Source organism: Paenibacillus sp. MER 99-2 (assembly GCF_023714095.1).
Lineage (GTDB): Bacteria > Bacillota > Bacilli > Paenibacillales > Paenibacillaceae > Paenibacillus.
The window spans coordinates 1,577,910-1,589,993 of record NZ_JAMAUZ010000001.1 but is presented as its reverse complement, the minus strand read 5'-3'; the positions used below and the strand labels follow the sequence as shown (position 1 = coordinate 1,589,993).

The window sequence follows — 12,084 nt, the reverse complement described above, 5'->3', positions numbered from 1 at the left end:
TACTCCAAAAAAACAAAGAAGCGGCCCTTTCAGGCTCGCTTCCTTGTTTGTCACTCTATCAATTGTAGCTCTCTGGCACGTAGGACAGCTTGCCCCCGCCGTTTTACAACCAACTTGCTGTATATTCTAGAAGTATGTGTCTTGACCGTCGTTTCTGCAATCCCAAAGAGATCGGCAATCTCTCTGTTCGACAAACCTTTTGCAATCGCTGTAATAATTTCCGTTTCTCGTTCGGTCAGTGGTTCAGTCAGCCCCGGTTGACTGAGACTAGGCACCACGGACGAAACGTTACTTTCGGAAGTACTTGGGATTGTTGTATTCGCAGCTTCGTCTCCCAGCAGCTTGAGATAAATGATCCGTGTCGCAATAAGCTCCATCATCTGAACATCCCTTTTTGTGAACACACCCGGCATCTGTCGATTTTCCAAGTAGAGTAGATAGGAAGCTTGTTCTCCCGGAACATCAATGGACATGCACAGAATCGACCTCTGTTTACTTGCTGCGATATAAGCATCCTTCACCCAAAAACTCTGAAACGCATCATGCAGAATTAGCGGTTTCGCCGTCATCGTTGTATGACGTAAGACGCTCTCCGCATACATGCCGACTCCTTTTTCCTGATCAGTCCAGTCAGAACGGTTAGCTTCAATATAGAATTCATTATTATGACGCTTCAACAACAGACCACGCTCAGCTCCGGCTTGTCTTAAAGCCGTTTCCAAGAGATTCACCTTCCAGTAGACCTTATTCGTCTGTGCCAACCCATCGATGAGTCGTTGCACATGTTCGAGTTCTTCTTCGCTCTTCGAGCCTTCACCCATCTTGGAGCCGTTCCGTTGAGGTAGCGATGTGCTGGTTTGAGTCATTTGGATTCGATCCTGTAATACAGGACCTTCATAATGCTTGTATATCGGGTCCAGCAATTTAGCATCTCTGCTTCTAATCTGAGTTACTTTGAAGGTGATTCCCCATTCAGCGTATGCCGCACATGCATCCATCATCGTAATTGCCGCTCCGGATCGGCTGGGCAGATCATCTTGATAACATACCGCAAGCCGTTCGCAAGCAATGGCTTCCAGCAATACGTATTTCTCAGTTCTTGCCAGCCTGATTGCAGCCGTATATTGTTGCATGGCGCTCACCGAATTCCCTGCGATCCGTTCAGCCTCTGCTTTGATTAGCAAGTATGCAGAGGAAGTACTGTCCAAGAATCCTCGCCAACTCTTCATCAATCGCAATTGCGCGCGTATGGCCTTCCGAATCCGCTTACGTTCCTCCCTATTCGTCTCGAAATACAATCCAGCCCGTGCCAAAGTCTCGTAAACACGTTGTTTACGAATTCGCATCCAATCCAAATGCAGTTCGTTTACTCTTCCTCGCTGCGACCAATACAGAGCTTCGCTATATCTACCCGATAGGTACGCTACCTCGAGCCGACAACCGCAGCTATAATTGTCCTCGTCCCGTTGCGCCAGCTCGCTGTCAGTCGGCACCTGTGGAATAGCAACAAAACTGTCGATCAGAGAATCGTCTTGCAGCACGGCTGCGTAACTGCTCGTCAGCCGCATCATTTCCAGTATCTTGTCGTCAGCAACCTGTTGCATGTTCTCCTCAAAGTATTGGAGCAAATCATTCAAGGCATATAGATTCCCATGATTACTCATAACACTGAAAATTAAGGCAGGATTAGCGAAGTCATGATCACCGGCTTCCATCGCTTGCCGCATCGCATTGAACAGGACAACAGAAGATTCCAAAGGACTGTCCATTTGCTTGATCATTCCGATCAAAAAAGTAAAAACATGTTTTTTCCTGAATGTAGAGGTGTTCGCGATTTGCAGAAACACCTGCTCAGCAATCGGAGTCTTTCGAACGAAGCTGGGAAATGACCTTTGCACAATCAGCTCGTATGCTCCGATCATAGCGGCTAGTGACTCATTCACCCCTTTATGCAACCCATAACGAATAAATCGGGCATACAATTCCAGAAGCGATCGCGCATCATGTGCAAGCAATGGAAGAAACAACAGCTCCATTACATGGCATAATTCTTCATAATCCTCGTCGAGTGGGTCGGACAGCAGAAGATGCTTCTCCCGCTTTCGATGTAAAAGGATCGCGGTTCGGGTCACTTCCTTGCCTATAGACAACAGTGTACTTTTCTTCCCAAGCTTCCAACCATAGGAGCCTAGCGCCTCCATTCCAAATTGAACCGCAGTCTCATTGTCCGCGAGTGCATGGAATCGGATTAAAGGTGCCCAGATTTTGAGCCGCTCTGATCGGCTCAGTCGATCGCTGTCTTGGTTCAAGTCCACCAGCAGTTTTTTCGCCCGTACACTATTGCCACCCATATACTCCGTCCATGCTAATACCAACTGCAACCCGACATCGAGTGTAACTGGTACATCCACTTTGTATATTGCAAGCAGATGAAGCCCGTTTTCGGCATAATGCTTGCCTTTCGCATAGCGCGCGGATGCCAACGCCTCTTGTCCCGCTTGAAGATTGTGCTCTATTAATTGCTTCGTTTCTTGCTCTGATAATACCGAAGCTGCCAAATTCAGATGATCAATCGCTGTTCTTGACAAGTCATCGCGTGAATCCGACGTGCGATCCAGTAGCAACCGTCCAATTGCTCGGTGTCGGTGGATAATACGTTCTGAATCAAAGGCATATGCCATTCGGTGAATGAATTCATGGGAGAACACATAGGTTGAATCCCGTCCATCTTCTGACCCTGCTTCGTCTTCCCGATAAATAAATCCTTCCGCTTCCGCCTCTTGAAGATTACGGAATACCCTATCTACTGATATGCCACACACTTCGGCCAAGAGTGTTAACTGGAATACCGGACCTATTGCAGCCGCCATAGCCAAAAACTCCTTACGATCTTCCTTGAGATTGGAGAAGCTCATCTCCAGCAGCCGTAGATGTTCTTCCGACCTGCTTAGTTGCCGGGTTATTTCTGAGTCCCATACCCACTGACGTCGTTTCTCGTCAAAGTTTAGTCTGTTCTCCTTTAACCATCCCTCCAGCAAGAGACGAACCGAGCCGGGATACCCACCTGTCTGATCGTAGACAGACCGTGCCAGAAGTTGAATGCGAGCGGATTTCTCATATAGAGCATCAGAGATCAGCTGCCTTACATCCTCGTAAGCCAGCGGCGATAGAGTCACTTGTTCATCTGGATTCGCACGGCATCTTTGGCTTAACCAAACCAGAAATCCCTCTTGATCAGCTTTCGTTTCATCCTCAGTGGAAGTGATCACTTCCTCCGTACGATAAGCCCCGATTAGGAATAATCCATACGCTTTTTGTGATAATGCAAGTTCACGAATGACGTCTTGTGTTCCATTGTCAACCCACTGCAGATTGTCCATAAACAGAACAAGCGGTGGCTTGCATTCACCCATACAACGGATCAAGTCGGGCAGAAGTTCTTCAAACCGTTCCCAGACCTTCGCAGCGTCCGAGATATGCGATACCTTTACATCGTTGTCGAACAACAGCTTGGTCTCGGGCAAGCAGGAGACGATCACCTGCATTTCGAGCCCAAACTCGGCTTGCAGTTTGGCTTTCAGACGTGTAATGAGTTCAACTGGCTCACTCCACAGTTGATAGATCCATTCCCGCATCACTTGAAGAATCGACCCACACCGCACGTTTTGTTGGAATGGTTCCGCTTCCATGGCAATCATCCGGCCTCCATGCTGAATGACGTTTTGTTGGAGTCTATGGACAAGCGTCGTTTTGCCCGTTCCCTCCTTGCCTATCACCCAACGAAAGGCATTCATTCCTTGAAAAGCCTGCTCCAGCCCGGCCTCCATTTGCAACACTTCGGCACTGCGTCCATACCACGAATCGGATAGGGAAAGCGTACGTATTTTATCCAATCGTCCCACTTCCAATGGCGTAAACGCTCCATCGTTATTCATCATATTCTGATACAACTTCAGATCTTCAAGCACCCCATATGCACTCTGATAACGCTCCATCGGTGATTTGGCAAGTAATTTCATCAGTATCAATTGAAGTGTATCGTCTACTCCCGGTCGGATATCAGATAAAGGCTGCGGCACCTTACGGGTATGCACGGTACCCCAGTCTTCATCATTTTCAGCATGAAAAGGCAATTGCCCGGTCAACAACTCGTAGAGAATAACACCTAATGCGTAAAGATCACTGCGTTCACTCGGCACAAGATTGAATCGCCCAGATTGCTCTGGAGAATGATAAGCTGCATGACTTTCCGTATGCCAGGATATATGCGCCGTTTTCCCCTGCCACTGCAAGCTGATATGGTCAGGGCTAAGGTATCCAATGATCCTATTCTGCTCGTGTTCACGCTGCAACATTTCTGCCAGTATAATAGACAGTTCAATGAACATAGTAAGCTCTATTAGGTGATCTGTGATGTAGTCTCTTAAAATCTTGATGTTCATGCACACCTATCTAAGTTATATTTCGTTTCGGGAACAGGATTTATATCAGAATTTAAATAATAAAAGTGTGGTTTGATGTATTGAGAAACTTATTAAATAAATTTTAATCTATGATGTATAAAGAGTCTAGCTTGCGTAATACAGAAAAAGGAAGCAAACATTTCACTATCCATAAGTATGAATTGTTAGAACCCTTGCTGCCGTAATGCTTCTCGCCCACGATGCAATCTCGGATTGATCATGGAATGGCTCAAGCACCTCCACATGCATGGAGTCAGATTCGTCACGTTGACTTATCTAGGATTCCTCATTATAATTCGGACATCGAGAGACTGACAGACACGGCTTGCCATGAATACCTATTGGAAAGAATTCTGACGGCTCTCAATTAAAGAATGAATCTAGATCTGTAAACAAACTTTAAAGTGAAAGATGTGAAGGAACTATGACTAAGGAGAAAGTATACTACGGTAAAGACATCGAGGTCATGTTTAATTCGGATGTCTGCATTCATTCCGGCATTTGCGTAAAAGGTCTCCCTGGAGTTTTTAATTTAAGTAAACGCCCTTGGGTTGATCCAGATGCCGACACTTCGGAGGCCATTGCCCGACATATTGACACTTGTCCAAGCGGAGCATTGACGTATAAACTTCTGGACGGTAAATTTTCAACTAGGAAAGAGGATGAACATGCATAACGTAGAACATGAACCTGCTAATAAAAGATTTCTTATTCAAGATAACAGCAACATTGCTGCAGTAATGACGTATGTGATCTCAAGTCCTGAGCTTTACATTATTGATCACACGTTAGTTGAAAATGCTTATCGCGGACAAGGGCTTGGCGATAAACTGCTCCAATCGATGGTGGAATACGCGCGTGAAAACTGGATTAAGATTTTACCATTATGCCCGTTTGCCAAGGGACGTTTTGATCGTATTTCCGAGTATGCGGATGTCCTCAATAAATAATAACTAATCATGTAATGATACCCATTTTTCCATAGGGCAATTTCCTTTCATACCATGCTCAAGATTGATATACAAATCAGTCAACGCTCTCTTACGGAGCGCATACAAAAAGGTGCTATTCCTCAAAATGATGAGAAATTGCACCTTTTTGTTTCTAAATAATATTGTACTCTAATTGTAGCTTTAATCACCACATATTAATGGAATGCTTCAAACGTTACAGTTTACTATCGTACCGTCACTTGTAATGGATATGATCTGGTTTCCCCTGAATTATTACGAAGTACAGCTTCATACTCGTAGCTTCCTGGTGATCTTCCAGAGATGGCGGTAAACGCAGACTGTGCGTTAGGTGTATTCGTTTGTAATGATTGTGTATCAATCAGAACTCCATTTTCATATAGCTCATATTCAGTAGCATTTGTTCCCCACCACAGGTTCATCGTGACGTTATAGTTACCATCACCATCCCAGTTGTCGTTCGACAGTACAGCTTGCCCTGGGGTTGCATCTGTAACGATGACGGTCAATGGAACACTCGTGGTCGTACCTAGTGCATTGATCAATTCGCCAGTATAAATATAGGTACCATTTTTCTTTCCAGTAATGTCAACTTTTACAGACTGAGCAGATGGAGATTGATCAACCAGAGAAACCTCTTTAATCAACTCACCATTCTCATACAGTTTGAACTGGTTGCCGTTATTGCCCCACCACAAATTCATCGTGACAGTATAATCTCCATCTTTCAGTCCAGTGTCGTATCCGTTATTGTCCGACAGCACCGGTGTCCCTGGAGCCCCGTTCGCTAGTGGTGTTGCTTGATGGAGCCATTCCTCCCATTTAAGCAGTACATTGGCCTGCTCATCCGTAAATACGGTTCCTCTAGCTGATTGGACGTCACTGCCATAGGATGCGAGCAATTGACGTGCTTTTGCTCCTTCACGATCATTCGCAGCCTGTTGCGCTTGTTGCAATGTGTTCACAAGCTGATCAGCAAGAACGCTTGCATTTGGATCGCTTGATTCGTCAGCAAAGGAGTTGGTCAGATTAATCAAGCTGTCGAATGTAGCTATCACCGCAAAGCTATATTCTACTGTCTGTTCCCAACCAGCTATGTCGGAGATTGTTGCTGTGATCTGATTCAGGCCGGGTTCCAATGTATAAGCTGGAGTGTCCAGAAGTATACCCTCTGGCTCTGCAACACCGGATACCGCATCCGAGGCTGTATAGCCAATTTCCACGTGCTGATCAATCGTGTACTCCGTTTGACCATGAATTTCGATGGTTGGTGGAACGAGATCGATGGATATGGTCAAAGTCTGCTCGCTTTCCTTGTTACCATCCACATCGACGCTCCAGTAAGTGATCGTGTGTGTACCTTCCTCAGTTAGAGTCAACTGTGTGCCACTCACCGTTTCGCCACCATTGATTTGATAATAAGTCCCTTCAACCTCGGAGTCTTCGTCACTTGCTGTAAAGGTTACTTGTACTGGAGAAGTGTACCACCCGTCATGTTCTTCCCCTTCCACGGTTACCGTGGTATGCGGAGCTTCCTTATCTGGATTCTCTCCTTCCAATTTAACGTGAGCTGACAGCTGAATATTCAATTCTTTCACAAGACCTGCCACAAGTTCAGATACTTTGATTGCTCCATTCATCTGCAAATGTGTATTGTCTTCCGTTGTGCCTACCCACATAAATATCGATTTTGTTCCTTCTGTGCCAAGCTCTTGGAAATACTCCCAGCTAGCTTGGTTCAGATCAATAATGAGCGTTTCCGTCTCCTGTGCCGTTTCCTTCATCGCCTGAACGTATTCCGGGAAGCTCTTGTTCAGCACCTCTCCAGTAAAATCACGACGGTTGACTGGCGTGACCAGAACCGGAATCGCCCCTCTTTGCAGAGCACCGTTGATGTATTCTTTCAAATACACTTTAAACTGCTCTGGCGTTAGATAACGCTCTGGACGGGACGGTGTGGAATCATTATGAGACCACTGCATGAATAGATAATCGCCTTCGTTGATGTCGAGCAAAATATCGTTAAGGTATCCACCGACCAGGAAGGTTTTGCTACTCAATCCCCCAACTGCACGGTTATCAATGCTGACTTCATTCTGATCAAAATATTGACCCAGCGTCTCGCCCCATCCTGCCTGCGGACGATAGTTCTCTGCGTAATTGGCTACAGTGGAATCACTAGCCAGATAGACAATAGGCTTATCGCTGGCATTGTTATCCGGTAGACGCTCCAGCGTCAACGCATTGATTTTCGGTGCATTTCCAGTGAAGTTGAAGTTAAAGATTCCATCGATGAGCGCAATATCATAGGTTACTTCTTTGAACTCGCCCTTAGCAATCGTTGTGAGCGGCAGTTTAGTCATCTGCTCTACAACGACATTCGCGCTGGTTGATTCTTCTGCATCTCCTATGGTCATCGTTACACGGTAATTAGCTGGCTCCATTTCCACTAGGAAAGAAGTGCCGTTTACTCGAGTAAAATCCTCCTTGAGCGCATCACCGGTCTCCCGGTTCTCATCTTTCGTCAATGCAGTATCGGCAAATCCGTACTTATTGCCCTCAATGTACGCTCTTTTGGCATCTACCTTGATGTATCCTTCGGCAGCACTGCCAGAACCAAAATCAAATTTGTACGTGTTGATCTCTTCGGCCGGTTCACTCGTCAAAGACTCCTTCGCGACCGTTAACATGTTAAACGTATGGTCAATTTCAGCCTGCGTTGCTTCTGTATTAAAGATAGCTTCCGCAGCTGCCAATGCCCGATTGACCACGGCTTGTGATTCTTCTGTATATGCTGACAGATCAAGCGCCTTAACTTCATCGTACAGATCAACCAAGGCTGTCTGATCGCCGCCCTCCGAATCAAGCTGAGTTCCTTCAATTCGCACATTATCAATTTGAGTAGTCCAGTTCAGCGTACCTCCACCGCCTTTTCTCGTACCCAGGAAACGAATCGCTCTGACGTTATCTGCGTATGCGATGGAACTCATAGGGATATCTTGGATCGTCTGTGTGATGGTCGGATCCGCCTGATTCGTTAATGTCAGATCCAATGTTTTCTCTGCAAAATTAACGGATGCATCCACGTTAACCCATTGGTTCTTGGAGATCTCTGTAGCCGTTCCCCCTTCAGGTATAGCTGAATCCCCTGTGCCGTAGTCCGGGTTGTATGCACCGACAAAATAATGAATTTTCGTGCTTCCGGTTTTCGTAAACAGTGTGAACAGGGCATTTTCATTCGAATCCTGAACCGTGAGGTGGCCTTCTGACGGATAGGCACTCACATTGCCAGACTGCCAGTCAAAGTTTACGTCCACTTTATCGCCGTTTACAGCATCGAACAAACGGAATACTTTCGCCCGATGACCCGATCCGGAACCCGTGACCGACAGTACCTTATTTCCTGACTGTTCAACTACTGTTCCCGCCATGGTTCCCGCAATACCAGTCGCATTCACCATCGCATACTGATAGTCCGCTGCTGCGCCTTCAAAGTCCTCTTCGTAGAGCTGGATTTCCGGCTCAGGCTCGGGTTCAGTTATATCCGGGTCAATAACCAGGGAGGAAATGCTGAGCCCCATGTCTTTGACCGCACCAGCAACCAATCCAGCAATTCGCTGTGCACCATAACTGCTGAAATGGGTGTTATCATTAATTCCATTCGGATACTTCGGATATTCACCTGGATTAGCATATAGGAATACTTTTTCCGTAGCTGTATTTCCAATTTTGTTGTAGTACGTAATGCTTAGCTTGCTGAGATTAATCAGCGGCACATTCAGTTCCTGCGCCACCTCTTTGGCTGCTTGCACATAGGCCGGGAAGCTGACGTTGAACTCCTGTGTTAACGTATTGAAATCTCTGCGTCCAACCGGAGTGAGCAGTACAGGCGTAGCTCCGCGCTGTTTAGCACCGTTCACATAACGGGATAAGTAGATTTTGTAGTCCTCTGGTGATGCATACCGATCTGGTATACCTGCACTAGCGTCATTATGACCAAAGGAAATGAAGAAGAAGTCCCCTGGTTTAATGCGCTGCAGAATTGTATCCAGACGCCCATCTACCATGAACGATTTACTGCTACGTCCACCGATTGCATCGTTTACAATCACTGCTCCATTAGAGAAGTAACGTCCAAACTGTTGACCCCATCCTTCTTGCGGAGCTTGCATTTCACTGTAAGATTGCATCGTTGAGTCACCGGCCATATAGATCGTCGTTGATGTACCGGCCTCTTTCTCCGGATATTTCTCAATAATGATGTCTTGGATGTCTATGGCTGTACCCGTGAAGAGAAAATCAAGCTGCCCATCTACTAAGGCAATATCATAAGAATACTCCAGGGGTTCTCCTGCTTTTACATTGGTTACAGCGAGCTTCTGGACAAATTCGGACTTGACCCCAACGTTCGAATCATTCGCATCGCTTCCCAATCGTAGTGTCACCTTATAGTTAGCGTTCGGCAGATCAACGGCAAATGTCGTACCTGCCGCAACAGAAACCTCGTTAACACCTACATTAACATTGCTTGTATCTGTGAACCCATATCCCGTCTCTTGTGTGTAAAGCGTATCTTGAACAACTGTGCTTCCAGATGCTGTATCTGTTCCGAAATCAAAACGGTATACAGACTCCAGCATTTCCGCTGCGCGAGTCAGTGTCAGATCAGCTTTAGGAAATGAAGTTGACTCTGCTCCAAGATAAAAACCAGTATGCGGCGGCTGGTTGTAGGCAACATTTTGCCAAGCTACGCCCAGTCGGTACACAGGATCCTGCATCAGTGTAGGGATGCGATAGTCTGTAGGAATGGTCGTTGTATAGAGACGATACTCTGAACTATCTTCACTCCGCAGCAGAATTTCCTCACGCCAATCCCCCAGAATATCCGCCTGAAGCGCCGGATTTCCTTTGGTATGGTTGTTTGTTAACGTACCGGTCGCCCGGAAGATTTCATCAAGCTTTTTGTTTTCATAATCCCATTTATAAATGAGCGGAATGCCTCTGGCAGTACTGTTATCCCATTCATGGTCAAACAGCTCCCGCTGAAGATCTCCATCCCACCAAATGGCGAAGTTTGCGGTTTTTGGTCCTTCTTCCGCAGTGTAGATAGCCTCTCCGGCAGCCGAGTAGGTACTCGTTACAGGCACACTTTGTCCGTTAGTAATCGTCGTTGCCCATGATTCGTATCCTGGATGGTTCGGATCAATGTCTGCAGACATCCCACGACCTGTGTCAAAACCTGTTTTTTCTCCCCAGAGAATTTCACCTGTAGCAGCATCGCGCATCTCAAGTCCGTATGCAGCATTGGAATGCTCATGCACACTTACGACCTGATGACCCTCACGGTTCGGATCGAGCTTGCCCGCGTGCATAGCGTCTCCATGACCGAGTCCGGTGCTATACATCAAGCTACCATCATCGTCGATCGCTAAAGCGCCAAACATGATCTCGTCCTTGCCATCATTGTCAGCATCCAGCACACTTAGATTGTGGTTACCTTGTGCCTGATATTGCGATCCTGCCTCATTGGTGTCAAACCGCCAGCGCTTGACGAGTTCTCCGCCAACATAATCATAAGCAACAAGCACGGTGCGCGTATAATACCCCCGGCTCATTACCACACTTGGCTTCGTACCGTCCAGATAAGCAATGGCGCCAAGGAAACGGTCTACACGGTTACCGTAGCCATCGCCCCAATCGCTGACATTACCTCTTGGAGGATCATAATCCACGGTGGATACGGCAGCTCCGGTCTCACCGTTGAACAGCGTGAGATATTCTGGACCTGTCAGTATGTATCCGCCTTCATTTCGGTAATCTTTCGTGCCGTCGCCAATGACCGTACCCTGTCCGTCTTTCGTGCCGTCTGCGGTCTTTACCACAACTTCGGCTTTACCGTCGCCATCCAGATCGTATACCATTAATTGCGTATAATGCGCTCCGGCGCGGATGTTGACACCAAGGTCAGTCCTCCACAGCTTCGTACCGTCTAGTTTGATCGCATCGATATACACATTACCAGTGTATCCTGCCTGCGAATTGTCCTTGGAATTGCTTGGACTCCACAGAAAGACGATCTCATACTCGCCATCACCATCCAAGTCCGCTACAGAAGCGTCACCCGCATAGTAGGAGTAAGTCCCACCGTCCTTGGTTCGGCCGTCAGCCGGTTTATCAAGCGGAATCGGTAGATAATCGTTATGCCAGACCGATACAACCTCTGGCTCCATCTGCTCCTTGCCCGCAATGATCGTGGAAATCTGATACTGGGAGCTGTCAAAGCCCGTAGTGTCCACATAGTTTGTCACGTCGCTTATAGGCGACGCGTTTACTTTGGTTCCATTTTTATATATATTGAAAGCGATCTCATCAGGATCATTGTTTAAATACCTCCAGCTTAAGAAAACACCGTTGTCCACGAGTACCGCAACCAGACCACGGTTCAGATATTCCCCCTGACGACCCGCCTTGATGTCTGATGTCTCTGCACGTGCCGGAGCGGGAGGTACAGCCAATGAAATTACCATAAGGAATGCTAGAAAAGATACAAACATCGATTTCTGGATGGAAACAGTTCTTCGGTTCATCGGATTAGCTCCTCCTTTATCCAAAAATTAAAATCTGCCTTACTTGTTGTCAAACGAATACTA

General features: G+C 46.7%; 4 protein-coding genes. 2 read left to right on the top strand and 2 right to left on the bottom strand.

The window, feature by feature from the left end:
• Nucleotides 1-50: 50 nt before the first annotated feature.
• Nucleotides 51-4,442 carry a helix-turn-helix transcriptional regulator gene (locus M3636_RS07155; protein ID WP_251381783.1) on the bottom strand — a complete coding sequence of 1,464 codons (4,392 nt, stop codon included), beginning with the start codon at nt 4,440-4,442 and terminating at the stop codon, nt 51-53.
• A gap of 445 nt (nt 4,443-4,887) precedes the next feature.
• On the opposite strand from M3636_RS07155, the gene M3636_RS07150 reads away from it, so the two are divergent.
• The gene (locus M3636_RS07150) at nt 4,888-5,139 is read left to right on the top strand and encodes a (4Fe-4S)-binding protein (protein ID WP_285858551.1); all 252 of its coding nucleotides are present in this window, start codon (nt 4,888-4,890) and stop codon (nt 5,137-5,139) included.
• Nucleotides 5,132-5,413: a GNAT family N-acetyltransferase gene (locus tag M3636_RS07145; RefSeq protein ID WP_251381782.1), complete on the top strand. Its 282-nt coding sequence runs from the start codon at nt 5,132-5,134 to the stop codon at nt 5,411-5,413. The genes M3636_RS07150 and M3636_RS07145 overlap by 8 nt, the downstream gene beginning before the upstream one ends.
• A gap of 227 nt (nt 5,414-5,640) precedes the next feature.
• Here M3636_RS07145 and M3636_RS07140 read toward each other — a convergent pair whose 3' ends face one another.
• Complete coding sequence (locus M3636_RS07140; protein WP_285858550.1) at nt 5,641-12,021, bottom strand: rhamnogalacturonan lyase family protein; 6,381 nt, start codon at nt 12,019-12,021, stop codon at nt 5,641-5,643.
• Nucleotides 12,022-12,084: the final 63 nt, after the last annotated feature.

What these genes read in the sequence shown, in the direction of transcription:
- M3636_RS07155 (WP_251381783.1), bottom strand. Translation starts at nt 4,442, where the DNA reads ATGAACATCAAGATTTTAAGAGACTACATCACAGATCACCTAATAGAG.
- M3636_RS07150 (WP_285858551.1), top strand. Translation starts at nt 4,888, where the DNA reads ATGACTAAGGAGAAAGTATACTACGGTAAAGACATCGAGGTCATGTTT.
- M3636_RS07145 (WP_251381782.1), top strand. Translation starts at nt 5,132, where the DNA reads ATGCATAACGTAGAACATGAACCTGCTAATAAAAGATTTCTTATTCAA.
- M3636_RS07140 (WP_285858550.1), bottom strand. Translation starts at nt 12,021, where the DNA reads ATGAACCGAAGAACTGTTTCCATCCAGAAATCGATGTTTGTATCTTTT.